We start from the raw sequence: 22,518 nt of genomic DNA, 5'->3' as shown, positions 1-22,518 counted from the left end.
AGTTGGATTGCGAGGCCAGGCCTGCGCATAGGCCGAGGAGAGAGTGGTGGTTCCTAGTGTTAGAGTGCAGCTAAAGCTGCCAGCGATGTACACCGCACCCGCTGCGTTGCTGGCCATGGCGTAGGCTTCGGACTGGCCGGCAACGGCCTGGGCAAACGCCAATTCCTGCTGCCATGTGGCGGTTTGGGCGCGGGCCATGAAAGCATGAGCAAGACCGCTTGGATTAGCAGGTATTTCATGGAGCAAGGTGGGGAGCGGACATGAAAAAAGCCCGCTAACACTGAGTGTTTGCGGGCTCTCCGTCCTTATCCGTTTCGATTAAAAAGGACTGACAATCTCTTTTTCTAGCACATAACTGGGCAAGGTTAGTGAGGAAATGTTGGGGGTTCTGTAGGAAGTGGTAACGGAGAAGTCTTACAAAGATACGAAGAAAAAATATTTCGGGTCTGGATGAGCCTAAAAATATGTTGTTAAATTTTCCTCGTACAGCTTCGAAAGTTCTTTTCGCACAATAAGTTAGCGAGAATTACTAGCGCAATTAGCAGGGATGTGAGGCCCCTAAATGCTACCGACTAGGGGCCCCTGTTACCCACTGCATCTCTGCAGCGAGTTCAGCGGATACTGTTTTCCAGTTGAAATAGTTCCCATTAGTGTTCATCTTTTCCCACTCAGCGTCTAGGTACTCTTTAAAAGCAGTGACTCTGCTTACCTTCTCACTGAATGTGTATACGGTTCGGTTCCAAGAAGCGTCTCGGGCGAACACAGGGGTATCAGCAATAATAGCGTCTACATAGGTAAAGGTAGATGGCAATCGCTTCACGTGATAAGCTCCCAGGGGGGTAATGCGTAGTTTGAGTGGGGCATCGTGTAAGAGACGGCTTCCCTTTTCAGACGTCTCCAGCATGTCTTTGGTGTAAGCGGAGTCAATGACACTGTCGATTTGCTCCGGCGTGAAGCCAAAGGCTTGGATGGCGCTGTAAACCGTAGCAGTATCGATAAAGCCGTCTTGCCTGTTGTTGACCAATGAGGAGTGAAGCAGGCCCAGCAGGATGGGCATCAGGAAGTGCTCCTTCGGGTCGTAATGCCGAACGTCAAAAATATTGGCTATTCGAGAAGCGCTCGGATTATAGTGGATGTTGCTGCCGTAAATGATGGTGCGCAGAAACTCGTGCGTTTTAACGGAATAGTACCCTTTAGCAGCAACTGATTCTAATATTTTTCGGGTGTTAGTATAGCTACTGCCAAAGAAGTCTTTGACCATTTCGATGGACTTCCGAATGTTGCCGTTGGCAATGTTGTCAATGAGTTCGTACAGTTTGGAGTCGTTCTCTAGAGACGTAAGCAAGACGTCAATTAGTGAATCTAGTTTGCTGAAAGTAACATTTAACTTGAAGTTCGACAGTTGAATCTCCCCTCTGGTGATTTTCTGAGCAAAACGAAGGCGCTTAGTGATGACTTCGCTTACCCTGGGCGGGGCAATGGTAAACGCTTTGGTATGGTAGCCACTAAGTGCCCCGGTGAATTGCTTTGCTCTATGAAAGGTTTCGGGGCGTAGTGCCAAGAATACAATCATTGACCAGTTGGTAGCTATTTCCTGCGAAACCAGAAAGGCTGTTTCTTGGTCTGAGTCGTTCCGTTGGTCGCAGTTATCAATGAAGATAACCACCTGCTTGTGCTGGCTTCGGCTAATGTACTTCAAAGCATATTTCAGATGCTCGCCTTTGTTATCGGTCTTTTCACCCAAAAAGGCAATCTCCTTATGCAACGCTCCCAGAGGGTCTATCTCGTACAGCCGCTTAACGTGCACACTCTTCTTAAATACCTCTAAGTCGACGTAGTAACAATGTCGTACAAAGTCGTCATCCTGGATATCAATGTCGAAGTTTTCTTTTAACTGACGAGCAAGTTCATCCAAAATAGATGCCTTGATATCGTTGGTTACAATGGCTTGAGAGCCAAGGTCTACCTTTAGTGTTATCGATTTTTCAAACTCAGCGGGTGCTTCGACCCGTAAAAGGTTGGCTACGAAAGTTGATTTGCCCGCACCTACATCGCCGACCAGCAAAATGGGGCGTCGGCTTACACTGTTGGCAATCACATCCATTAGATTGCTGTTCAGGCCCTTTTTGCTGGCGACAGGCTCTAATTGAGCCTTCTGGTCGTTGTCCTGGAAAAGGTATTTATACCGTGTGTTAAGAATGTCTCGACTGACCAGCGCATAGTTAGAGAGGGCGCCGCTGTTGCAATAGCACTCCTCCAAAAACTGGCGTTCTATGTTCTCATCCCTGATAACATCTTCTAGAACAAGATCGCTGATGATTTCCATATCCGTTTGGACCACATCCCGTTCTCTTATACCGGGATAGCCATGTATTCTGGAGGAAAGCTTAGGGGGGAGTTCTTTAAGCACCTTCCCAAGTACTTTATCGACTAAATGCCTTTCCTGCATGCCGGCTTTGGACAGGTAATTCCAAAAATCTTTGAAACTGGCCAGCATACTTTCGAGGCTGGCATATACCAGCGCTTCGCCTTCCAACGGAGCAATGGAATCGTTCCTATTGGCAACGAATGCAACAAGTTGCCAGCCGTTGCAGACGATAGCAACCTCTACGCCTCGCTCGTGACAATAAGTGCTGACCTGACGAATGGCTTCACCTAACTTCTTATTGTCCCGAAGCAAAGACTTCAGGGACATAATATTGCCCCTAGCGCCTGCGGGAAGCTCGAAAGAGTTACCCTCTCGTTTTGCTTCCACGATAGCCATTTTTCTGATGATAGAAAGCTCATAGTCAGTGTACTCTCCATCATAGGACTCCTCTGTACGAATGTCCGTTCGCGCCCAGCCTAGACACTCCACGAGTAACTGGTCTATTAGGTGAAATCGGGTAGTGGCCTCGTTCCTGTCTAACGATTCGCTGTTGAAATACTCAATCAGTTTTTCAAGATTCTTCCTGCTTTCTTCGTAGAGGTCAATCATAACTTATTGAAAATTCGAGGAGAAGGCACACCAACAGGCACACCAAGAAAAAACCCCATGTAAACACTTGATTTACATGGGGTTTTTAACTAAAAGCGCTCCCTCCTGGGCTCGAACCAGGGACCCTCTGATTAACAGTCAGATGCTCTAACCGGCTGAGCTAAGGAAGCTTTTCTATTCCGAAACCGGCGCTTTCGGGCTGCAAAGATAGGAAAGGGCTTTTTGAAAAAACAAGCGCCAGCTATTAATTAGCCGCTTTTTTTATTAACTTTTTTATTAGTTCGTGATTGTCAGCAAGCTACCGCTCAGGCTGGTGCTATACTGGCGCAAAGAACGCGGGGCCGGGCCGCCTATTACCTGCCCCTGCAAGCCAAACTGCGAGCCGCAACAGCTATCCTTGAAAAACAGGTGTGAGCTGCGGTCGAGGCTGATGGTGGCGCAGCTATTGAGCGGCTGGTAGGGGCAATTGCGCTCGAAGGCCGAGTAGGTTGTCGCGTTTTGGCGCACCACATAGATGCCTTTCACGCCACCCCGGCCATTGGCGCTGCCGGGCGGGATGGCCACCACGCCGTTGTCGAAGCGCAGCGCCTTGTTCTGCTGGTCGAGCAAGTCGAGCTGCACGTTTACCGGCACGTTGGGGATAGTTGTGGTCGTGTCGGTATTGGAGTTGCAGGCGGCCAGCAGGCCGCCGCTGGCTATTACCAGGCCTAGTAAGGTGAAGCGCATCGCACGAAAGCTAAAGAACTCTCCCAACGCACGAAAGCGCCCGGTAGTTTGCCGGACGCTTTCGCTAGGGTGTTTTTCAGGGATAAGGGCTACTTCTTGAACAGCGAGTTGACGAACGTGTGCCGGTCGAATAGCTGCAAGTCGGTCATCTTTTCGCCCACCCCGATGTAGCGCACCGGAATGCTAAACTGGTCGCTGATGCCAATGACCACGCCGCCCTTGGCGGTGCCATCGAGCTTGGTAATAGCCAGGGCCGATACCTCGGTGGCACGGGTAAATTCCTTGGCCTGCAAAAACGCATTCTGGCCCGTGCTGCCATCGAGCACCAGCAGCACTTCGTGCGGCGCCTCGGGGATGACCTTCTGCATCACGCGCTTGATTTTGCTGAGCTCGTTCATCAGGTTCACCTTGTTGTGCAGGCGGCCGGCGGTGTCAATAATAACCACGTCGGCGCCTAGGTCCACACCCTGCTTCACGGCGTCGTAGGCCACGGAGGCGGGGTCGGTGTTCATGCCGTGGCTAATGACGGGCACACCCACTCGCTGGCCCCACACGATGAGCTGGTCTACGGCAGCGGCCCGGAAGGTGTCGGCCGCGCCGAGCACCACCTTCTTGCCCGCGCTGTGAAAGCGATGGGCTAGCTTGCCAATGGTCGTGGTTTTGCCCACGCCATTCACGCCCACCACCATAATCACAAACGGATGGCCCGGACTATCGGGCCGGTCGAGGATGGCACGCGAGCCGGTAGCACCGGCATTGCCATCGAGCAGACCAGCAATCTCTTCGCGTAAAATACGGTCGAGCTCATTCGTGCTCACGTACTTGTCACGGGCCACGCGCTTCTCGATGCGGTCGATGACTTTTACCGTAGTGTCGATGCCCACGTCGGCGTGCACGAGCAGCGTTTCGAGGTCGTCGAGCACGGCCTCGTCTACGGTGCTTTTGCCCACCACAGCCTTGCTGAGCTGGTCGAAGAAATTGGTCTTCGTTTTCTGCAAGCCTTCGTCGAGGGCCTGCTGCTGCTCCTTGTTTTCTTTATCCTTCTTAAAAAAGTCGAAGAGGCCCATGAGGGAAGGGAATGAGGGTAGGAGGGCTTGAGTTTAGGAGTAAACAGAAGGACGGCTTGCCTTAACTAACATCGTTACCCTCCTTAACCCTTATCCTCGCACCCGTATAAACTGAAAAAGTCCCACGAAGGTGGGACTTTTTCGGGTATCAGGCAGCCAAGCAGCTTATTTGCCGGCCAGCGTGTCTTGCACTTTATCTACGGGCACCATTTCCTCCTTGAAGGTATAGGCACCGGTTTTCTCCGATTTCACGGCGCGAATGACTTTTGCCCAGTCTTTGCCCGTGGCGGTTTTCAGCGTTGCTACTACTTTCTTAGCCATGACGCAGGTTATTTAATTTCTTTGTGAACAGTCATTTTACGCAGAACCGGGTTGAATTTCTTCAGCTCGATGCGCTCGGGGGTGTTCTTACGGTTCTTGGTGGTGATGTAGCGCGAGGTGCCCGGCATACCCGAGTTTTTATGCTCGGTGCACTCCATGATAACCTGCACCCGGTTTCCTTTCTTGGCCATCGCGACGGGAGGGGGGTTAATTTTTGATTTTTAGGACTGCAAAGGTACGGTTTTTTTAGCAAACCGCAAAACCCTGTTGGTCTGCCACCTGCGAGCGTGGGCTAGCCCCGGTGGGCAGTACCCTAGCAGCAGTAGCGCCGGAACCGGGCTAGCCGCGTGGCAAGCCCGATTTCGGCGCTGTGGCAGGCCCGAAAATTTTTCAGTGAACTGAGCTTAGTAAACGATAAAGCCCTGCTCCTTGGCCTTCTTCAAGGTGGCCATGATGCCATTCTTGTTGATGGTGCGGATGGTAGAAGCAGCTACGCGCAGCGTTACCCAGGCGTCTTGCTCGGGGATGTAGAAGCGCTTTTTCTGCAAGTTCGGGTAGAACTTACGCTTGGTCTTGTTGTTGGCGTGCGATACGTTGTTGCCTACGCGGGTACGCTTGCCGGTCAAATCACAAACTCGGGCCATGATATCGAAGGGTTAGATGATGCTATTCCGAAACGGGCCGCAAATATCGGCAAAATTCAGCCAATTACCAAATTGGTGGAGAGGTAAGCAGGTGAGGAAGTGAAAAGTAAGCGGCAATAAATAAGCTAGGGTGCCCCAGCTTCTTGTGGGCATCCTGCGCCTTTTCGCCTTTCACGCCATGAATTTTCTCCATTCACCTCCTCACCCTATCACTTCGTCACGCCTTTCTTCCAGGGGCAGTGCCGGCAGCCGCTGCCGCAGCAAAAACCCCGGCGCCGGTGGTACTGCTCGGTGAAAACGAGATAGCCTTCGGGTGTGTAGTAAAAATCGCCGGGCCGCAGCGGCTGGGCCGCGAAGGCCGCCAGGCGCGGGTCAGCGGCCATGGGGCAGGGCGGCGATGCACTCTATTTCGACCAGCGCATCGAGCGGCAGGCGCGACACCTCGACGGTGGTGCGCGCCGGGCGGTGGGCGCCAAACACCTCGGCGTACACGGCATTCATGCGGCCAAAATCGGCGAAGTTTTTCAGAAAAACGGTGGTTTTTACGATATCGGCTAGCCCCAGGCTCCTAGCGGAGAGCACAATGCGCAGATTGTCGAGCACCTGGCGCGTCTGCTCCTCGATGGTGGTGGCCTCGATGCGCATGGTGGCAGGCACTAAGGGCGTTTGGCCCGAGCAAAACACGAAGCCGCCGGCCACGATGGCCTGGGCGTAGGGGCCAACTGCCTGGGGAGCGTCGGGGTGGTGCAGGGTTTCCATAGGTGGCAAAGGTAGAAGTCGCCCGGCGCTGGCCCGAACCGGCCGGAGCTTTGTTTGTAGTTTTGAAGAGCCTCCATACTTCACACCTTCTAGCCCTCCCACCCCATGTCGACTACCCACGCCCCCGCTACCTCGCGCGCCGAAGAGCTGATGCAGCTCGAAGACCAGTATGGTGCCCACAACTACCACCCGCTGCCCGTGGTGCTGAGCCGGGGCCAGGGCGTGCACCTATGGGACGTGGCCGGCAAGCAGTATTTCGATTTTCTTTCAGCGTACTCAGCTGTTAACCAAGGGCATTGCCACCCGCGCATTATTGGAGCCCTTACGGAGCAGGCGCAGAAGCTGACACTTACTTCGCGCGCCTTCTTCAACGACCGGCTAGGGGCCGCCGAGCAGCAGCTCTGCGAGCTATTCGGCTACGACAAAGCCTTGCTGATGAACTCGGGCGCCGAGGCAGTCGAAACCGCGCTCAAGCTGGCCCGCAAGTGGGGCTACCAGGAAAAAGGCATTGCCCCCAACCAAGCACGTATTGTAGTGGCCGAACACAACTTCCACGGCCGCACCACGGGCATCATTTCCTTCAGCACCGATGGTGACAGCACGGGCGGCTTTGGGCCCTTCGTGCCCGGCTACCAGGTGGTGCCCTACGATGACCTGGAGGCCCTAGCCCAGGCCCTGGCCGACCCGCACGTATGCGGCTTTCTGGTTGAGCCCATCCAGGGCGAGGCGGGCGTGATGGTGCCGAGCGAGGGCTACCTGGCCGGCGCGGCCTCGCTGTGCCGCCAGCACAAGGTATTGCTGCTCACCGACGAGATTCAAACCGGGCTGGGCCGCACTGGCAAGCTGCTGGCCACCGACTACGAAGGCGTGCGCGGCGACATTCTCATCCTGGGCAAGGCGCTGAGCGGTGGGGTGATGCCAGTATCAGCGGTGCTGGCCAATGACGAGATTATGCTCACCATTCAGCCCGGGCAGCACGGCTCTACCTTCGGCGGCAACCCGCTGGCCTGCGCCGTGCTCCAAGCAGCGCTTGATGTGCTGCTCGACGAAAAGCTCGCCGATAACGCCTACCGGCTAGGGGGGATTTTCCGGGAGGAAATGCGCCAAGTGCAGCGCGAATGCCCCGATACCATCGACCTGGTGCGCGGCCGAGGCCTGCTCAATGCCGTGGTTATCAACCCAAGCGAAGACGGCCGCACGGCCTGGGACGTATGCGTGAGCCTGATGGAGCGCGGCGTGCTGGCCAAGCCCACGCACGGCGATATTATTCGCTTCGCGCCCCCGCTGGTGATTACCGAAGCTGAATTGCGGGAGGCCTGCGCCATTATTGCCGACGTTATCCGGGCTTTTTGAGTATAAGGCCTCATGAGAAAACTCTTATGCGTAGTGCCGGCGCTGCTGCTGGCTAGTTGCCACAGCCAGCAGGTAGCGTTTCAATTTCAGCCAGCGCCGGCTACGTCGGTGCCGGTGGCCGCCGCACCGGCCGCGGTCAGCCCCGAGATTACGGTTGCAGCGGCGTCGGAATCGGCTAGTTCTGCGGCAGCAATTAGTCTAGCATCCGCCCAAAATCCGGCCAAGCGCCTACGCCCGCGCCAGTTGGTCGCCGCGCTCAACTCTTTGCCTCCCAGCACACTTACTACCCTAGCCACAGCTGCGCCGACGCAGGCCAGCAAGCAGCTTGCGCAGCGCCTGCCGCATGTGCGGCGGCACCCCAGCGAGGGCGCGGCCGAAAGCGGGCTGGGTGGCATTGGCTTGTTTGTTATTGGCGTGGTGTTAGCCATTTTGGCGGGGCTAGCGGCGCTGTTTGCGCTCATTCCGGGCGTGAGCTTTTGGGGTGGGCTAGGGCTGGCGGCTGGCGCGCTGGTCGTGCTGTTTTTGCTTTACTCACTGGTGAGTGGCGGCAAAAAGAAGAAGGCCTAGGGTACTTTTGCAGCCCGGCCGGGCACACAAACGCCCCCGCCGCGTGTTCTAGCAGCTATGATTCCAACTCACCGTCCCCGCCGCAATCGTAAGTCGCAGGTTATCCGCGACATGGTGCAGGAAACGCGCCTCACTGCCCACGATTTTATTTACCCGGTTTTTGTAGTTGAAGGCCAGAACCAGCGCCTCGAAGTAAAGTCGATGCCCGGCGTGTACCGCTACTCGGCCGACCGCATTATCGACGAAATCGGCGCTGCCGTAGAGCTCGGCATTAACTCGTTTGCCCCGTTTCCGGGCCTGAATGATAGCCTGAAAGACCCGCTCGCTCGCGAATCGACCAACATGGATGGCCTCTACCTCAAAACGGTGGCCGACATCAAGCGCCAGTTTCCCGACGTGGTGATAATGACCGACGTGGCCATGGACCCCTACTCGTCGGATGGCCACGACGGCGTGGTAAACCAGGAAACCGGCGAGATTCTTAACGATGCCTCGCTCGAAGTACTCGGCCAGATGGCCCTGGCACAAGCCCGCGCCGGCGCCGATATAATAGGCCCTAGCGACATGATGGATGGCCGCGTGGCCTGGATTCGCGACGTGCTCGACCGCAACGCGTTTTCGCACGTCAGCATCATGAGCTACACGGCCAAGTATGCCTCGGCCTTCTACGGCCCCTTCCGCGATGCGCTGGACTCGGCCCCCAAGAAAGGCGACAAGAAGAGCTACCAGATGAACCCCGCCAACCGCCTGGAGGCCCTGCGCGAGCTGCAGCTCGACGAAGCCGAAGGTGCTGACATGGTGATGATTAAGCCTGCCCTGAGCTACCTCGACATCATTCGGGAGGTAAAAAACAACACCAACCTGCCCGTAACGGCCTATAACGTGAGCGGCGAGTATGCCCTCATCAAGGCCGCTGCTCAAAACGGCTGGGTTGATGGCGAAAAAACTATGATGGAGGTGCTTATGAGCATCAAGCGCGCCGGTGCGGATGCCATCCTGACTTACTTCGCTAAGGATGCTGCCGCGGTGCTGCGGCGCGGGTAGATTTTTTAACCGGGACTCTTTCAAATAGAACGTCATGCTGAGCCTGTCGAAGCATCTCGCTCGCGCCGCTAGGGTAGTAATCCTAACGATTCGAGCGAGATGCTTCGACAGGCTCAGCATGACGTTCTTATTTTATCAGTAGCCCTTCCAAATAGCTCAACTCTAAATAACTCAAAACCTATGACGCACGACCTGACCATTCGCCGCGCCACGGTGGCCGACTTACCGGCCATCGTGGCGCTGGTGCAAGCGGTGGTACCGTTGATGAACGCCAGCGGCAATATGCAGTGGACCAGCGAGTACCCCAATGAGGGCGTCTTTCGCGAGGATATTGAAAATCAGCACCTTTGGGTAGCCGAGCGCCTGGGCGAACTGGAAGGTGTAGCGGCGCTTACCCAAGACCAGGACCCCGAGTATGCCGACGCCGACTGGGATGCCGCCGAGCCCGCTCTTGTAACGCACCGGCTGGCTGTGGCGCCTGCCGCCCAGGGCCGGGGCGTGGCGGCCGCACTACTGCGCCAGGCCGAGCACGAAGCCAGCCAGCTAGGCCTACGCACCTTGCGCGTCGATACCAATTCGGAGAATAAGGCGACTCAACAGCTCTTTCCAAAGCTGGGCTACCGCTTTGCGGGTGAGATAAAGCTGGCCTTTAGGCCGGGGCTGCGGTTTTTTTGCTACGAGAAGCAGCTTTAGTCACGCTTCTTAGCCGACGGAAAATCTTTTTTGAGGAGCTTGGCAAAGTCGTGCTGCAAGGCTAGCCCATCCAGGGGCTCGCTGGTGGCCAGGGGCGGCGTATGCCGGTAGTAGACGATGGCGTGCTGCTGCTGGTCGTAGATGAGCAGAAAAATATTGGACCTTGGCTGCCCGGCTGGGGTATAGGGAGGGCCCGGACTGCTCCCTAGGCGAGGCAAGCCAGCTAGGTTGGGCGGGGGCCACTTAGGGATGTAGGTGAGCCCGCTCGCCACCGTGAGCAGGGCGTAGCGCTGGCGCTGCTGGGCCAGCAGGTAGTCCAGCACCGGCAAATTGGCCCCGCCGGCCAGCTGCCAGTGCTGCTCAATACCCAGCACCGCATTGTATTTTTCTTTGCGCGCCGCCAGCAGCAAGGAGTCGGGAATGGTGACTTCATTGCGCAATTGCAACTCGGCCCGGTGTTGCAGCAAGGCCAGGCTCAAGAGCCGCGCCGATTCGAGCGTGGCCGCTTTATCGGCGATGGACGGCGACAGGTTGCGGCTGACGGCCACCGTAGTTACGGACGACACAAAAGCCAGCCCCTTGGCCGGGGGCAGGCGAAACCCCGGGCGCACCAAGCTGCTCGACGCGCAGCTGGCAAGCAGCACGCTCAGTAATAAGCCGTGAGCAAGCGCTGCATAGAGCAGGGATACTTAATTGCGTAAGAAGAATTTCCCCCTTAGTCGCTGCGGTCGGGCTCGCCCTTCGCAGGCTAGCCTATCGTGGGGAGCTGGCCGAGGCAGCGCTCTTTACGATGGGCGGCGAGTAACGAAATTTCTAGCCATCGCCTTTGCCTAGCGGCACTATAACGGGCACTATAACGCAACAGGCGCCGTACTTCGCGGTCATGACTGACTTTTTTCGGCTTGGCCTGGTAGTAGTGCTGCTAGGCCTGGGTATGGCCTACAGCTGGCGGGCGGGCAAGCTGACTACGGGCGCCGTGTGGGCAGGCGGTGGGCTAGGCTTGCTCATTTACATGGGTAGCGGCTTTGGTGGATTGGCGCTGCTAGCCCTGTTTTTTGGCCTAGGTACAGCTGCTTCGGGCTGGCGCGTGGCCGATAAGCGCCGCCTCGGACTAGCCGAAGAAAACAAGGGCCGCCGCACCGCCGGCCAGGTAATAGCTAATGCCGGCGTGGCCAGCCTGCTAGGCTTGCTGGCCTGGCAGTGGCCACCCTACGCACCGCTGGCGCACCTCATGCTGGCCGGCAGCTTTGCCGCCGCTACCGCCGATACGCTGGCTTCGGAGCTGGGCAACGTGTATGGCCGCCGCTATTACAACGTCCTCACCCTGCGGCCCGACACGCGCGGCCTCAACGGCGTGGTGAGCCTGGAAGGCACGGCACTGGGGCTAGCCGGCACCGCGGTATTGGCGGCTGCCTACTGCCTGGGCGCGGGCTGGGGGCCGGCCTTTGGGTGGCTGCTGGTGGCGGGCACGGCCGGCAACCTGGCCGACTCGGTACTAGGGGCCACGCTGGAACGGCGCGGCTACTTAAGCAACAATGCGGTCAATTTTATTAATACACTGACTGGGGCGCTGGTAGCGGGCGGGCTGGGGCACTGGCTGGGCTAGCCTTGACCGCTATACTAGCACGCCGCCGCCATCGACCACAATGATTTGGCCCGTGCCGAAAGGCTGGCGCAGCAGGTAGAGGTAGGTTTGCGCAATGTCGGTGGCCTCACCCACGCGGCCAACCGGCAGCTGCTGAGCAAAATGAGCGTACATGGCGGCACGCTCGCTTTCAGGTATGGAGGCCCAAAGGTCCGTTTTGACGATACCCGGCGACACGGCATTAACCCGAATAGGAGCTAGCTCAACGGCCAACGCGCGCGTGAGCGCATCCATTGCCCCGCAAATACTTGCCCCGGCGGCCCAACCCTTGCCAGGGCGCCGGCTGGCGATGCCGGTAGTGAGCACAACCGAGCCACCCAGCCGCAGCAGGGGTTGCGCGTACTTCACGGCGGCGAGCGCGCCGAAATAGCGCAGCTCAAATGCACGCCGTACGGCAGCCAGCTCAGTAGTGGCTAGCTCGGCTAGGAGCAGGGCATCGCCGGCCGTAAATATGAGGTGGTCGAACTCGCCGCACTGCGCGAAAAAGCCTTGCAGCTGCCCCTCGTCGGTAAGGTTGAGGGCATGGCCCTGGGCGCTGGTGGGCAGCGTTTGCAACGCGGTGTCGATACGGGCTTGGCTGCTCGAAACAATAAGTACCTCTGCGCCTTCGGCAGCGGCAGCCTGGGCGGTAGCCAGCCCGATGCCGGCGCTGCCGCCTAGTAGTACTACGCGCTTATTGGTTAGAAATCCGGTAAGAGCTTGTGCGGTCATGACGTTGGTTAGTGGTTGTTACAAAGGTCTGGCAGCCAGTTGAAGCCGCATTTACCAAATGGTAAAAAGCGGGTTAGCGCAGGTTTTTGCGCAGGCGGCTGAGCGATTGCAACGTGATACCCAAGTAAGAAGCCACATCGGTTAGCGACACGCGCCGGGCCACCTCGGGCTGCCGCAATAGAAACTGCTGGTAGCGCATGGCCGAATCCTGCCCGAGGTACGCCCGGCGCATCGCGATTTTATCGAGTAGGCATTGCTGAATAAGCTGCATCAGCAGCCCTTGCAGATACGGCAGCCGCTGGTACAGTTCCTCTAGGCGCGCCCGACTAATGGCCAGCACCCGCCCGGCACAAGCTGCCTGAATGCCTTCGGTGGCCGGCTGCTGCGTGGTAAAGCAAAATGGTGCAAAACTGGCCCTCCCTCAAAAAGAAGTGCGTCACCTCCTTGCCAGTGGCTTGCGGCACCACAATCCGTACTACACCCTCCTCAATGAAAAATAACTCCCGGCACACCTGGCCGGCTACTACTAACGGCTCGCCTTCGGCTAGCGCTCGCATGGTCCATGCGGCGTCAATGAGCGAGCGGTCGGCAGCTGGAATTGGTTTAGAAAGTTGTAAATACTCGATAAGGGAAGAAGGCATAGCGAGGGATACTTTTAAACCGCCTGCCTGGCTGCAAATGGCCACTTGGCCTGCCGCCGGCTCCAGAGCAGAAAGGCCCCCGTGCCCAACGCCATCATGCCCAGCGCGGCAAACTGGAAATAGAGCTTGAAATGCATTCCGCCCCATGTCACTTCCGCCGGGGCGATGCCTGCAAATACGGCTAGCCACACGATAACGGCCACGATGACGGGCAACGGGTAGAGTGGCATTTTGAAGGGCAGTGCGGTCGTGCCGCGCCGACGGCGCAGCAGCACTAGCCCCACCGCCTGACCCACAAACTGGACTAGAATGCGCATGGCCAAAATAGCCGAAATGACCTCCCCTAGCCGAAAGAGCAGGCTAAACACGAAGCCCACGCCGCCCAGCAGCAGCAGCGACACGTAGGGAAACTGCTTGGTAGGGTGCAGCTTGCCAAATACGGGCAGAAACTCGCCATCGGCCGCCGCCGCGTAGGGGATGCGCGAGTACCCTAGCAGCACCGCAAACAGCGACGCAAACGCCACCAGCAGCACCAGCGCCGTGGCCGCCTGCGCCGCCGCCGGCCCGTAGAGCCGCTCCATAAACACGCTAATAATGAACTGTGACTTGTCGCCGGCGCCGGCCTGCCAGCCCTGCACTTCTTCCCACGGAATGACCGTGCCCACACTCCAGTTCAGCAAAAGGTAGAGCGCCGCAATGCCCAGAATGCTCAAAAAAATACTGCGCGGAATGACGCGCTCGGGCCGCACGATTTCGGCGCCGAGGTGGCACACGTTGTAGTAGCCGAGGTACGAATAAATGGTTTTGACGGCCGCTTGGCCCATGGCCACGCTTAGCAGCAGCGCCGGCAGCTTGCCCACGCCGCCAGCCGGTAGCCAGGCCACCGGGTGGTTGGGGTGCGTGACACCGCCGAAAATCAGCCAGCCCATGAGGCCTAGCACGCCCACCCACAGCGCCACGCCGAGCTTGCCAATGTCCTCGATGCGGCGGTAGAGCAGCACTACGAGCAAGAGCACCACCGAGCCTGCCACCAGCTTGGGCTGCCACCACAGCGGCAGGGGCACGAGGTAGCTGAAGTACTGAGCAAAGCCGATGGCGCCTGACGCCAGCACCAGCGGCGATTGAATCAGCGTTTGCCACACGTAGAGAAACGACATGTAGCGCCCCCACTTCTGCTCGCCATAGGCCAGCTTGAGGAAGCGGTACGAGCCGCCCGCCTCGGGGTAGGCCGCGCCCAGCTCGCTCCAAATGAGGCCATCGATAGCAGCCAGGGCCGCTCCCACCAGCCAGGCCAGCAGGAAGTTGGGGCCCATAAAGCCCATCACGAGCGGCAAAGTCACGAAGGGCCCGATGCCCACCATGTCAATCATATTGAGCGCCGTAGCCTGAACCAGGCCCAGACGGCGTTGAAGAGTAGGCTGCGACATAAGCGACGAAAGTAGTAGCGCGGACTTTCAGTCCGCGAGTAGAGGCGCTGATGGGCTACCGGTACTTGCGGACTGAAAGTCCGCGCTACTAACCCTAGCGGAGGCTGGCGGTTGGGTTGGCCGCCGTTATTTCCTGAGCTAGCCCTACTAATTGCGCCAGTTCGGCGCGGTCTTCAGCAGCGCCACGGCTGGCCTGGGCTAGCTGGGCGGCGCTTTGATAGGTGGCCGTGCCGCGCTGCGGGCTCTGGCGCAGCAGCAGGCCAAACTCGGCCACGGCGGCGGCCAGCTGCTGGTCGGCCGAAGCCTGGGCAATGGGCCGAGCCATCCCGCTTAGTGGCTGGGCCAGCAGCTGGCTAGGCCCTCCCTGGGGCGCCTGGTAGCGCAGCTTCACGGTGAGCACGTCGCCGTCGGTGGTGGGCAGCGCAGCGGGGCTAGTCGCGGTTGGCTGATACTTCAGCTTGTCAACCAAGGGGCTAGTGGAGCCCACGGGCACCAGCTCGTAGAGGGCCGTCACGGTGTGGCCCGCGCCCAGCTCGCCGGCGTCTTTGTGGTCGTTGTTGAAGTCTTCGTTGGCAAGCAGGCGGTTTTCGTAGCCGATGAGGCGGTAGTCGGCCACGCGGGCGGGGTTGAATTCGACTTGCAGCTTCACATCCTTAGCCACCGTGAAGAGCGTGCCGCCAAACTGCGCCACCAGCGTGCGGCGGGCCTCGTCGAGGTTGTCGAGGTAAGCGTAGTTGCCGTTGCCTTTGTCGGCCAGCAGCTCCATGCGGCTGTCGCGCAGGTTGCCGCGCCCCACCCCTAGCACGGTTAAGAACACGCCCGACTCGCGCTCCTGGGTAATGAGTTGCTCCATCGCCGCGTCGGAGGTTTCGCCCACGTTAAAGTCGCCATCGGTGGCCAGGATAACGCGGTTGTTGCCTTCGGGCCGAAAGTTTTGCCGAGCCACCGCATACGCCAGGCGCAGGCCCTCGCCGCCGGCCGTCGAGCCGCCCGCTTCCAACCGGTCGATGGCATCGAGAACAGTGGCTTGCTCGGCGCCCGAGGTGGGCGGCAGCACCAGGCCGGCGGCCCCAGCGTAGGCTACGAGGGCCACGTGGTCTTGGGGCCGCAGCTGGCGCACCAGCAGCTGCAAGCCGGCGCGCACCAGCGGCAGGCGGTCATCGCCCATCATCGAGCCCGACACATCCACGAGAAAGACCAGGTTGGCCGGGGGCAGGCTAGCGGCCTCCATTTTTTTGGCCTGAATGCCGATGCGCGCCAGCTGGTGGCCGGGCGCCCAGGGGCAGTCGCTGAGCTCGGTGCTGATGCGCACTGGGTCGGGGCTGGCGGCGGCCGGCGCGGGCAGCTCATAGTCGAAATAATTGAGCAGCTCTTCCACGCGCACGGCATCGGCCGGGGGCAGCTGGCCTTCGCGCAAGTAACGCCGCACATTGGCGTAGCTCGCGCGGTCCACGTCGAGGCTAAAGGTGCTCAGCGGCTCGCGGGCTACTGGGCGGAAGGTGTTCTCGTCGATTTTGGCGTAGGTATCGCCAGGCAGGTCGCCGATGGTATCGGGCGCTGGAGTGGCGGCGTAGGTGGCCGGCTCGGCCGGGGCCGTGAGCTCGACTTGCTGCGTTTCGTGGCAACTGGCCAGCACAAAGGGCACGGCGAGCAGGCAAAGCACTTTTTTCATGGCTTATCCGGGGGTAAGGAGGTATCTGAAAAAGTGGCTCTTCTGCGCAGAAGTCAGTCCGCCCTATAGTACCCGGAAGCAGCAATAAGTAACCCGCTAGCCCCGCCGCAGCGCCGCTCGCCACACGGCCCACATGAGCAGCGGCTGCAACGGCAGCCGCGCCCACAGCACCCAGGCCGGCAGGTGCAGCTCGTCGGCTAGGCCAACCATATATACATTGGCCGGAAAAACGGCCACCAGCAGCGCCAGCAGCCCCCAGCCGGCCCAGCGCCGGCTAGCGGGCAGCAGCAGGCCTAGCCCGCCCGCTACCTCGGCCACGCCGCTCAGCAGCACTAGCAGGCGCGGCGCAGGCAAGGCCGGCGGCACGATACGCTCGAACACTACGGGCCGGATGAAGTGCAGCACGCCCGCGCTCACAAAAAGCAGCGCCAGCCCGTAGCGCAGCCAGCGACGGCTGGCCGGCTCACGGGCTGGCGCGGCGGTTGGGTCGGGCCTAGCGGCCAAAGTCGTCCTGCACCCGCACGATGTCGTCTTCGTCGGAGGGCTGGTTGGCGTCGGTGTGCTGCCAGATTTCGGCCACCACGCCCCAGCCGGCCAGGCCCACGAGGCGGTGGCGCTGGCCTTTGGTTAGAATAATGCGCTCGCCGGGCTGGTACGATTTCACTTCGGTTTGCTCGTCGGTGTCGCTGATGGCCACGCCCACCGGGCCTTCTACCACCTGCCAGATTTCGGCGCGGCGGTGGTGATACTGCCAGCTCAGGCGCTGGTGCGGGGCCACGAGCAGAATCTTGGGGCTCAGCTGGCCCGAGATGCGCAGCTTATCTACCTCCAGGCCATTGAAATACAAGTCAGCAAACTGCTGAGCCTGGCTTTCGTCGAGCACGAAGAAGCCGCCCCAGGGCCGGGTGGGGTCCTGGCGGTCTACGCGCAGGCCCTGGGCGTGCAGGCGCTCGGCAATGGTTTGGAAAAGCTGCTGTTTTTGCGGATCGGGAGCTGACATATGCAAAGCGCTGGCTGAATAAGTATGGCGCCGTTGCCGAGCCAGCTGCTGGCGGCAAAGCTAGTAGCAGGCCACGTATACTTTTAAGTAGCTGGTTGGGTTAATGAGGCTGGCACGCTGCCCGCGCGCCCGGTTTTACCTTTGCCGCATAGCCTATGATACTCCGCGCCGAGCACCTCATCAAGCAATACAAAGCCCGCACCGTCGTCAACGACATGTCGCTCAGCGTCGAGCAGGGCGAAATAGTGGGGCTGCTAGGCCCCAACGGGGCCGGCAAAACCACCTGCTTCTACATGATGGTGGGCATGGTTAAGCCCAACGCCGGCCGCATTTTTCTGGATGATGAGGAGGTGACCCGCCTGCCTATTTACCAGCGGGCGCGGCGCGGCATGGGTTATTTGGCCCAGGAAGCCAGCGTATTCCGCGACCTGAGCGTGGAGGAAAATATCCTCTCGGTGCTCGAAATGACGGACCTGCCCAAGCAGGCGCAGCGCGACAAGGTAGAAGAATTGCTCGACGAGTTCAGCCTGGGCCACGTGCGCAAAAACCTGGGCAAGGTGCTGAGCGGCGGCGAGCGCCGCCGCACCGAAATAGCCCGCGCGCTGGCCGTAAATCCCAAATTCGTGCTGCTCGACGAGCCGTTTGCGGGCGTTGACCCCATCGCGACCGAAGAAATTCAGGGCATCGTGGCCAAGCTCAAAAACCGCAACATCGGCATCCTCATCACCGACCACGACGTGAACTCGACCCTGAGCATCGTGGACCGTGCCTACCTGCTTTTCGAAGGCAAGCTGCTGAAAGCCGGCACCGCCGAAGAGCTGGCCGCCGACGAAACCGTGCGCCGCGTGTACCTGGGCCGCAACTTCGAGTTCAAGCGCAAGGTCTTTGAATAAGACGTAGCCAGCACCTACCCCATGTGTCATTGCTTCGCAGGCTCGCAATGACACACGAGTTTTAAGTCTTAATTTTTATTACATAAGTTGTGCTCGACCAGCTAGTTGCCCGCGCCGTTCAGCTGGCTAGCCTGCCCCGGCTGGCGCGGGTGCAGCACGAGCCCCTGGCGGCGCAGGCCGCCGTGCTGCGCTACCTGCTGGGCCGCGCCCGGGGCACCGACTGGGGCCGGCGCTACGGCTACGCACCCGCCCTGAGTGCCAGCGAGTTTGCCGAGCGCGTGCCGGTGAGCACCTACGAGCAGCTATACCCTGAGCTTGAAAAGGTGCTGCGCGGCCAGCCCAATGTGCTGTGGCCCGGCACGGCCCCGCGCTGGCAGGCCCGCAGCAGCGGCACTACCAACGCCCGCAGCAAGTACCTCCCGGTCACGACCGAGGCGCTGCACGACAACCACTACCGCGCCGGGCGCGACATGCTGGCCCTAGCCACCCACCACTACCCTAGCCAGCGCGTCATCGGCGGCAAAACGCTGAGCCTGGGCGGCAGCGTGGGCCCTAGCCCCTTTGGCTCGCACGCCGTGGCCGGCGATGTGTCGGCGCTCATTATGCAGAGCCTGCCGGGCTGGGCGCAGGCCCTGCGCACGCCACCGCTGCCGCTAGCCCTGCTCGACGAGTGGGAGGAAAAAATCGAGCGCATCGCCCAGCACGTGCTGCGCCAGGATGTGCGCGTGCTCGCCGGCGTGCCCACCTGGATACTGGTGCTGCTGCGCCGCGTGCTGGACCTGGCCGGCGCCCAAGACCTGCGCCAGGTGTGGCCCCGGCTAGGGCTGTTTTTGCACGGCGCGGTGGCATTTGGGCCCTACCGCTCGCTGTTTGACGAGCTGATGCCCGGCGGGCAGCTGCGCTACCTCGAAATCTATAATGCCTCGGAGGGCTACTTCGCCCTGCAGGATGAGCCGGGCTCGCCCGACTTGCTGCTGCTGCTGGAACACGGCATCTACTACGAATTTTTGCCGGCTGAGCAGTTCGATAGCCCCGACCCTCGCCCCGTGCCGCTCGAAGACGTGACCATCGGCCCGAGCTACGCGCTCGTTATCAGCAGCAGCGCGGGGCTGTGGCGCTACCTGGTGGGCGACACCGTGCGCTTTACCTCGCTGCGACCCTACCGGGTGCGCATCACGGGCCGCACCAAGCACTTTCTCAATGCGTTTGGCGAAGAAGTGGTAGTTGAGAATGCCGAGGCGGCCATCGCGGCGGCGGCCCGGGCCACGGGCTGCGCCGTGCGCGACTTCACCGCGGCGCCCGTCTACTTCGCGGCAGCAAGCGGCACCTCGCGCGGCGGCCACGAGTGGGCCGTGGAGCTGAGCGGCCCACCCCCCACCGATGCGGCCCGATTCAGCCAATTGCTTGACAGCGAGCTGCGAAAAATCAATTCTGACTACGACGCCAAGCGGCACCGCGACCTGGCGCTAGCTCCCCCACGCGTGCACTTCGTGCCCACTGGCACCTTCGAAACCTGGCTGCGGCACCGCGGCCGGCTGGGCGGCCAGCGCAAGGTGCCCCGCCTGGCCAACTCGCGCCAGGTGCTGGAAGAAGTGCTGGCGCTGGTGCGCTAGGGCTGCCCATCGGGCCTACAGTGTTCGCCCCTGCCGGGCCAGCACTTCCAGCGTTTCGCGGTGGCGCTTTTCGGCCAAGTCTTGCTGGTAGGAAGCCACCGCCCAAATGGCGGCCGGAATCCAACCGATAAGCGTCAGGTGCAGCACGCCGCAAAGAATGCCTTTGAGCACGTGGCCCCGAAAAATCATCGAAATACCGGGCAACAGAATGGCAAATAGCATAAGGCAAGGGAAATAACCCCGTAAACGTACGCTTTACGGAGTCGGTTGGTGATGATAGTGAATACCAGACGGTCGAAGCACATCTCTGCGGAGAATGCGCACCTCATCTATCGCTCACAGTGCACATTCATTACACTCCTGGTTCTGCCTCCCAATTATTGTGGCAGCACAAAGCGCAGGCAGATTTAGTACGGTGCTGGCTAAATACCTGTTGGGCTATCGCTGCGGCTACTACCTTTTACTAAAACTGGCTCTTAAATCAGCAAAATACTTGGCGCCTAAATTTCCCTATTGAATTATACAGTATTGGCAGCAGCAACCAGACTTAAGAAGCATTTGTCGTTTTTAAGGTACCCTATTTGCTCCCCTAGGCCCACGCCAAAGCTGCCCCACCGTGCCGCTAGGGGCTACTAACCCAGTGGAGGGAGGCAGATGCTTTTATCGGCGAACCTTAGTGCATCCTGAATTCCTTTTTACTCGCAACCTACCTCATTTAGTATTGGCAGTCGAACGTTATCTTCTGCATTAAACAGAAATAGCGCTCAAGACAAAAACTACTTTAGGGCAATGCCTGTATAGCTGCTATATCGCGCTTGATAAAAACCATTTTTTATACAAGCATAAGCGAAATAAGAAAAGCGATAGCAAACGCATTCTCTAATTCTCAGACTGTGGAGAATCAATTATTCAATTAGCTTGTACTATTGCATTAGTATTCACCTTTCCTTCCAAAACACATGGCAATTAACCTAAACGAATTGCAAGAATTGCTCGATAAAGCAGAAGCTACCGTTGCCAGCGATAAAGAAATTCGTCGCAGCCTCGCCCGCATTGAAAACCTGATGGCCACCGCTGGGGAGGAAGTAACAAAAGTGTATGCGATTCTGGACGGCGCGACGCCAGCCAGAAAAGAGCGCAAAGCGCGGGCCCCGCGCGAGGCAAGCCCGGCCGACGCCGAGGCCCCTTATGGCCGCAAAGCCGATGGAACGCCCAAAAAGCGCCCGGGCCGCGCCAAAGGGGGCGAAGCCGCCGGCTAGTGTAGTGCAAGCCCCGCCTGGTAGCGGGCCTCAAATAAAAAGCCCCTCCGGCTCGGTGCCGAAGGGGCTTTTTGGTGGGCAGTATCGGAATCGAACCGATGACCTCTACCATGTCAAGGTAGCGCTCTAACCAGCTGAGCTAACTCCCCATAAAGGCGGGCCTACTAGGCCCGCCGGGCACAAAAGTACGCCGGCAGGCCGATTGCCGGGCGCCTGGCTCACAACTTTCGGCCTGCTGGGGCGTTGGGTAGCGTATGAAACACGCATTGCTGCTTCTTGTCTCGCTGGCGGCCACTGGCGCCGCCCACGCCCAGGTGCGGGGCCTGCCCTCGGCCAGCGACTACTCCGAGGGTCAAAGTACGACCTCGCGCAATACCGGCTTTGGCATAAAGGGCGGTCTGAGCTACAGTGACTTGCAGGGTAGCGGCACCAGCATCTTTACCAGTCGCGACAAGCTTAACACCTTCCACGCCGGGGTATATGGGCAGTATGGCTTCACGCATTTTGCCTCCTTGCAAGTCGAGCTGCTCTACTCGCGCAAGGGCTTCCAGAGCACGACTGCGGCCAGCGGCAGCCAGCAGGATAATCGCCTCGACTACCTGGCCCTGCCGGTGCTATTTGTGGGCAACATCACCGAAACGCTCAGCTTGCACCTCGGCCCGCAGGTGTCGGTGCTCACCGGTGCCCGCAGCGGCGGCCAGGACCTCGACGTGAGCCAGAGCGGCTACCACCGCTTCGACTTTGGGGGCGTGCTGGGCGCCGAAGCCCGGCTAGGCCCCGCCCGCCTGGGCGTGCGCTACGACCTCAGCTTTGCCAACCTTTATAAAGATGGCGCTAGCCTCACCTACAACGGCCAGCCGCTGAGCACGCTCGTCACCGACCCCAACATCCGCAACTCGGTGCTGCAAGTGTATCTGGGGCTGGGCATCGCGCACTAGCCCCGAGGGGCTTACTTTGTAGCCATGCTGCTTTCTGTATTGCCGGCCGGGCCGGCCTGGCTCGCCTCTTACCAGCACCACGAGCTGCTGCTGGGCCGGGGATTGAGCGTGCTGGGCGTCTGGGCTTTGCTCAATTTGTGCGTGAGCGGCTACCACTTGCCGCGCACCGACCGCCGCGCGTGGTCCCACCACTTTCACCTCATGAACTGCGGCTGGGCCTTCGTCAATGCTGTGCTGGCGGCGGTGGGCATCTTGCGCACACATCCCGGCCGGCCCGCGCCCGGCTTCGGGCCAGCTGCGGCGCAGGCCGATGTGCACTTCACCGGCCAGGTTTTCCTCGTTAATGCGGTTTTGGATGTGGGCTACCTCTTGGTGGCGCTGTGGCTGCTGAATCGCGCCGCCTACCCAACGGCCAACCGCCCCGAGCGCCTTTATGGCTTCGGCCGCTCGGTGCAGCTGCAAGGAGCTTTCCTGCTGGTTTTTGACGTGGCTATGTGGTGGCTGCTGGGCCGCTAGCCCCCTATTAAGTTATCCGAAACTCAAAAGCCTGATTAGGCTGGGGAGCGCA

The 22,518-nt window shown here is 59.5% G+C and carries 27 protein-coding genes and 2 tRNA genes; 10 read left to right on the top strand and 19 right to left on the bottom strand.

What is annotated here, in order from left to right:
• Positions 1-565 precede the first annotated feature (565 nt).
• The 9 genes from J4D99_RS17865 to J4D99_RS17825 all read right to left on the bottom strand — a co-directional run bounded on the left by J4D99_RS17865 (position 566) and on the right by J4D99_RS17825 (position 6,494).
• Complete coding sequence (locus J4D99_RS17865; protein WP_208133101.1) at positions 566-2,977, bottom strand: hypothetical protein; 2,412 nt, start codon at positions 2,975-2,977, stop codon at positions 566-568.
• 96 nt (positions 2,978-3,073) lie between these two features.
• Positions 3,074-3,147 (bottom strand) — tRNA-Asn (locus J4D99_RS17860).
• Positions 3,148-3,253: 106 nt separating this feature from the next.
• On the bottom strand, positions 3,254-3,703 hold the full coding sequence (locus J4D99_RS17855; protein ID WP_236018729.1) for a Rieske (2Fe-2S) protein: 450 nt from the start codon (positions 3,701-3,703) through the stop codon (positions 3,254-3,256).
• An 89-nt stretch (positions 3,704-3,792) separates the two neighbouring features.
• Positions 3,793-4,770, bottom strand: a complete 978-nt coding sequence (gene ftsY, locus J4D99_RS17850) for a signal recognition particle-docking protein FtsY (RefSeq protein ID WP_208133100.1) — start codon at positions 4,768-4,770, stop codon at positions 3,793-3,795.
• Between the two features lie 165 nt (positions 4,771-4,935).
• Positions 4,936-5,091, bottom strand: coding sequence for a DUF4295 domain-containing protein (locus J4D99_RS17845; RefSeq protein WP_208133099.1), 156 nt, complete (start codon positions 5,089-5,091; stop codon positions 4,936-4,938).
• 8 nt (positions 5,092-5,099) lie between these two features.
• Entirely contained in the window at positions 5,100-5,282 is a 183-nt protein-coding gene (rpmG, locus tag J4D99_RS17840; protein ID WP_208133098.1) for a 50S ribosomal protein L33, read from the bottom strand.
• A 213-nt stretch (positions 5,283-5,495) separates the two neighbouring features.
• The gene (gene rpmB, locus J4D99_RS17835) at positions 5,496-5,735 is read right to left on the bottom strand and encodes a 50S ribosomal protein L28 (protein WP_169533228.1); all 240 of its coding nucleotides are present in this window, start codon (positions 5,733-5,735) and stop codon (positions 5,496-5,498) included.
• Between the two features lie 209 nt (positions 5,736-5,944).
• A complete protein-coding gene (locus J4D99_RS17830) occupies positions 5,945-6,118 on the bottom strand; it encodes a C1orf53 family protein (RefSeq protein WP_208133097.1) in 174 nt (57 codons plus the stop codon).
• Complete coding sequence (locus J4D99_RS17825) at positions 6,108-6,494, bottom strand: RidA family protein (protein WP_208133096.1); 387 nt, start codon at positions 6,492-6,494, stop codon at positions 6,108-6,110. The genes J4D99_RS17830 and J4D99_RS17825 overlap by 11 nt, the downstream gene beginning before the upstream one ends.
• A 105-nt stretch (positions 6,495-6,599) precedes the next feature.
• Between J4D99_RS17825 and rocD the strand changes: the two genes are divergently transcribed.
• From rocD to J4D99_RS17805, 4 genes are all read left to right on the top strand, one after another.
• The gene (gene rocD / locus J4D99_RS17820; RefSeq protein ID WP_208133095.1) at positions 6,600-7,847 is read left to right on the top strand and encodes an ornithine--oxo-acid transaminase; all 1,248 of its coding nucleotides are present in this window, start codon (positions 6,600-6,602) and stop codon (positions 7,845-7,847) included.
• Between the two features lie 12 nt (positions 7,848-7,859).
• Positions 7,860-8,414, top strand: a complete 555-nt coding sequence (locus tag J4D99_RS17815) for a hypothetical protein (RefSeq protein WP_208133094.1) — start codon at positions 7,860-7,862, stop codon at positions 8,412-8,414.
• Positions 8,415-8,471: 57 nt separating this feature from the next.
• A complete protein-coding gene (gene hemB, locus J4D99_RS17810) occupies positions 8,472-9,458 on the top strand; it encodes a porphobilinogen synthase (protein WP_208133093.1) in 987 nt (328 codons plus the stop codon).
• A gap of 180 nt (positions 9,459-9,638) precedes the next feature.
• Entirely contained in the window at positions 9,639-10,151 is a 513-nt protein-coding gene (locus J4D99_RS17805; protein WP_236018728.1) for a GNAT family N-acetyltransferase, read from the top strand.
• Here J4D99_RS17805 and J4D99_RS17800 read toward each other — a convergent pair.
• Positions 10,148-10,795, bottom strand: a complete 648-nt coding sequence (locus J4D99_RS17800) for a hypothetical protein (protein WP_208133092.1) — start codon at positions 10,793-10,795, stop codon at positions 10,148-10,150. The two genes, J4D99_RS17805 and J4D99_RS17800, sit on opposite strands and share 4 nt — an antisense overlap.
• Before the next feature lie 239 nt (positions 10,796-11,034).
• Here J4D99_RS17800 and J4D99_RS17795 point away from each other — a divergent pair, with 239 nt between their 5' ends.
• Positions 11,035-11,757 (top strand): DUF92 domain-containing protein, encoded by a 723-nt coding sequence (locus J4D99_RS17795; protein ID WP_208133091.1) that lies wholly within the window; start codon positions 11,035-11,037, stop codon positions 11,755-11,757.
• A 9-nt stretch (positions 11,758-11,766) separates the two neighbouring features.
• On the opposite strand, the gene J4D99_RS17790 is transcribed toward J4D99_RS17795, so the two are convergent.
• The 7 genes from J4D99_RS17790 to J4D99_RS17760 form a co-directional block, all read right to left on the bottom strand.
• Positions 11,767-12,507 carry an SDR family oxidoreductase gene (locus J4D99_RS17790; protein WP_208133090.1) on the bottom strand — a complete coding sequence of 247 codons (741 nt, stop codon included), beginning with the start codon at positions 12,505-12,507 and terminating at the stop codon, positions 11,767-11,769.
• Positions 12,508-12,580: 73 nt separating this feature from the next.
• Positions 12,581-12,847, bottom strand: a complete 267-nt coding sequence (locus J4D99_RS17785) for a cyclic nucleotide-binding domain-containing protein (protein ID WP_208133089.1) — start codon at positions 12,845-12,847, stop codon at positions 12,581-12,583.
• A complete protein-coding gene (locus J4D99_RS17780; RefSeq protein WP_208133088.1) occupies positions 12,834-13,148 on the bottom strand; it encodes a cyclic nucleotide-binding domain-containing protein in 315 nt (104 codons plus the stop codon). Before J4D99_RS17780 ends, J4D99_RS17785 begins: the two co-directional genes overlap by 14 nt.
• A gap of 14 nt (positions 13,149-13,162) precedes the next feature.
• The gene (locus tag J4D99_RS17775) at positions 13,163-14,575 is read right to left on the bottom strand and encodes an APC family permease (RefSeq protein WP_208133087.1); all 1,413 of its coding nucleotides are present in this window, start codon (positions 14,573-14,575) and stop codon (positions 13,163-13,165) included.
• 94 nt (positions 14,576-14,669) lie between these two features.
• Complete coding sequence (locus J4D99_RS17770; protein ID WP_208133086.1) at positions 14,670-16,247, bottom strand: vWA domain-containing protein; 1,578 nt, start codon at positions 16,245-16,247, stop codon at positions 14,670-14,672.
• A gap of 96 nt (positions 16,248-16,343) precedes the next feature.
• Positions 16,344-16,751, bottom strand: a complete 408-nt coding sequence (locus J4D99_RS17765; RefSeq protein WP_236018727.1) for a DoxX family protein — start codon at positions 16,749-16,751, stop codon at positions 16,344-16,346.
• Entirely contained in the window at positions 16,741-17,247 is a 507-nt protein-coding gene (locus tag J4D99_RS17760; protein ID WP_208133085.1) for a cupin domain-containing protein, read from the bottom strand. Before J4D99_RS17760 ends, J4D99_RS17765 begins: the two co-directional genes overlap by 11 nt.
• Positions 17,248-17,402: 155 nt before the next feature.
• Here J4D99_RS17760 and lptB point away from each other — a divergent pair, with 155 nt between their 5' ends.
• Positions 17,403-18,140 carry an LPS export ABC transporter ATP-binding protein gene (gene lptB, locus J4D99_RS17755; RefSeq protein ID WP_208133084.1) on the top strand — a complete coding sequence of 246 codons (738 nt, stop codon included), beginning with the start codon at positions 17,403-17,405 and terminating at the stop codon, positions 18,138-18,140.
• 89 nt (positions 18,141-18,229) lie between these two features.
• Entirely contained in the window at positions 18,230-19,753 is a 1,524-nt protein-coding gene (locus J4D99_RS17750) for a GH3 auxin-responsive promoter family protein (protein WP_309509612.1), read from the top strand.
• 15 nt (positions 19,754-19,768) lie between these two features.
• Here the strand turns inward: J4D99_RS17750 and J4D99_RS17745 are convergent, their stop codons facing one another.
• Complete coding sequence (locus J4D99_RS17745) at positions 19,769-19,975, bottom strand: hypothetical protein (RefSeq protein ID WP_208133083.1); 207 nt, start codon at positions 19,973-19,975, stop codon at positions 19,769-19,771.
• A 737-nt stretch (positions 19,976-20,712) separates the two neighbouring features.
• Here J4D99_RS17745 and J4D99_RS17740 point away from each other — a divergent pair.
• Entirely contained in the window at positions 20,713-21,012 is a 300-nt protein-coding gene (locus J4D99_RS17740; protein WP_208133082.1) for a hypothetical protein, read from the top strand.
• A gap of 72 nt (positions 21,013-21,084) precedes the next feature.
• Here J4D99_RS17740 and J4D99_RS17735 read toward each other — a convergent pair.
• Positions 21,085-21,161: transfer RNA gene (locus J4D99_RS17735), tRNA-Val, on the bottom strand.
• A 105-nt stretch (positions 21,162-21,266) separates the two neighbouring features.
• On the opposite strand from J4D99_RS17735, the gene J4D99_RS17730 reads away from it, so the two are divergent.
• Both J4D99_RS17730 and J4D99_RS17725 read left to right on the top strand, forming a co-directional pair.
• Positions 21,267-21,950, top strand: a complete 684-nt coding sequence (locus J4D99_RS17730) for a porin family protein (protein ID WP_208133081.1) — start codon at positions 21,267-21,269, stop codon at positions 21,948-21,950.
• Positions 21,951-21,974: 24 nt separating this feature from the next.
• Positions 21,975-22,466, top strand: coding sequence for a DUF6992 family protein (locus J4D99_RS17725; RefSeq protein WP_208133080.1), 492 nt, complete (start codon positions 21,975-21,977; stop codon positions 22,464-22,466).
• Positions 22,467-22,518 lie beyond the last annotated feature (52 nt).

This window comes from Hymenobacter sp. BT559 (genome assembly GCF_017571525.1).
Lineage (GTDB): Bacteria > Bacteroidota > Bacteroidia > Cytophagales > Hymenobacteraceae > Hymenobacter > Hymenobacter ginsengisoli.
This window is presented reverse-complemented; position numbering and strand designations above follow the sequence as displayed.

What these genes read in the sequence shown, in the direction of transcription:
- J4D99_RS17740 (WP_208133082.1), top strand. Translation starts at nt 20,713, where the DNA reads ATGGCAATTAACCTAAACGAATTGCAAGAATTGCTCGATAAAGCAGAA.
- J4D99_RS17770 (WP_208133086.1), bottom strand. Translation starts at nt 16,247, where the DNA reads ATGAAAAAAGTGCTTTGCCTGCTCGCCGTGCCCTTTGTGCTGGCCAGT.
- J4D99_RS17790 (WP_208133090.1), bottom strand. Translation starts at nt 12,507, where the DNA reads ATGACCGCACAAGCTCTTACCGGATTTCTAACCAATAAGCGCGTAGTA.
- J4D99_RS17830 (WP_208133097.1), bottom strand. Translation starts at nt 6,118, where the DNA reads ATGGCCGCTGACCCGCGCCTGGCGGCCTTCGCGGCCCAGCCGCTGCGG.
- rocD (WP_208133095.1), top strand. Translation starts at nt 6,600, where the DNA reads ATGTCGACTACCCACGCCCCCGCTACCTCGCGCGCCGAAGAGCTGATG.
- J4D99_RS17805 (WP_236018728.1), top strand. Translation starts at nt 9,639, where the DNA reads ATGACGCACGACCTGACCATTCGCCGCGCCACGGTGGCCGACTTACCG.
- J4D99_RS17745 (WP_208133083.1), bottom strand. Translation starts at nt 19,975, where the DNA reads ATGCTATTTGCCATTCTGTTGCCCGGTATTTCGATGATTTTTCGGGGC.
- J4D99_RS17730 (WP_208133081.1), top strand. Translation starts at nt 21,267, where the DNA reads ATGAAACACGCATTGCTGCTTCTTGTCTCGCTGGCGGCCACTGGCGCC.
- J4D99_RS17825 (WP_208133096.1), bottom strand. Translation starts at nt 6,494, where the DNA reads ATGGAAACCCTGCACCACCCCGACGCTCCCCAGGCAGTTGGCCCCTAC.
- J4D99_RS17865 (WP_208133101.1), bottom strand. Translation starts at nt 2,977, where the DNA reads ATGATTGACCTCTACGAAGAAAGCAGGAAGAATCTTGAAAAACTGATT.
- J4D99_RS17815 (WP_208133094.1), top strand. Translation starts at nt 7,860, where the DNA reads ATGAGAAAACTCTTATGCGTAGTGCCGGCGCTGCTGCTGGCTAGTTGC.
- J4D99_RS17795 (WP_208133091.1), top strand. Translation starts at nt 11,035, where the DNA reads ATGACTGACTTTTTTCGGCTTGGCCTGGTAGTAGTGCTGCTAGGCCTG.
- J4D99_RS17780 (WP_208133088.1), bottom strand. Translation starts at nt 13,148, where the DNA reads ATGCCTTCTTCCCTTATCGAGTATTTACAACTTTCTAAACCAATTCCA.
- rpmG (WP_208133098.1), bottom strand. Translation starts at nt 5,282, where the DNA reads ATGGCCAAGAAAGGAAACCGGGTGCAGGTTATCATGGAGTGCACCGAG.
- lptB (WP_208133084.1), top strand. Translation starts at nt 17,403, where the DNA reads ATGATACTCCGCGCCGAGCACCTCATCAAGCAATACAAAGCCCGCACC.
- hemB (WP_208133093.1), top strand. Translation starts at nt 8,472, where the DNA reads ATGATTCCAACTCACCGTCCCCGCCGCAATCGTAAGTCGCAGGTTATC.
- J4D99_RS17725 (WP_208133080.1), top strand. Translation starts at nt 21,975, where the DNA reads ATGCTGCTTTCTGTATTGCCGGCCGGGCCGGCCTGGCTCGCCTCTTAC.
- J4D99_RS17760 (WP_208133085.1), bottom strand. Translation starts at nt 17,247, where the DNA reads ATGTCAGCTCCCGATCCGCAAAAACAGCAGCTTTTCCAAACCATTGCC.
- ftsY (WP_208133100.1), bottom strand. Translation starts at nt 4,770, where the DNA reads ATGGGCCTCTTCGACTTTTTTAAGAAGGATAAAGAAAACAAGGAGCAG.
- J4D99_RS17775 (WP_208133087.1), bottom strand. Translation starts at nt 14,575, where the DNA reads ATGTCGCAGCCTACTCTTCAACGCCGTCTGGGCCTGGTTCAGGCTACG.
- rpmB (WP_169533228.1), bottom strand. Translation starts at nt 5,735, where the DNA reads ATGGCCCGAGTTTGTGATTTGACCGGCAAGCGTACCCGCGTAGGCAAC.
- J4D99_RS17845 (WP_208133099.1), bottom strand. Translation starts at nt 5,091, where the DNA reads ATGGCTAAGAAAGTAGTAGCAACGCTGAAAACCGCCACGGGCAAAGAC.
- J4D99_RS17855 (WP_236018729.1), bottom strand. Translation starts at nt 3,703, where the DNA reads ATGCGCTTCACCTTACTAGGCCTGGTAATAGCCAGCGGCGGCCTGCTG.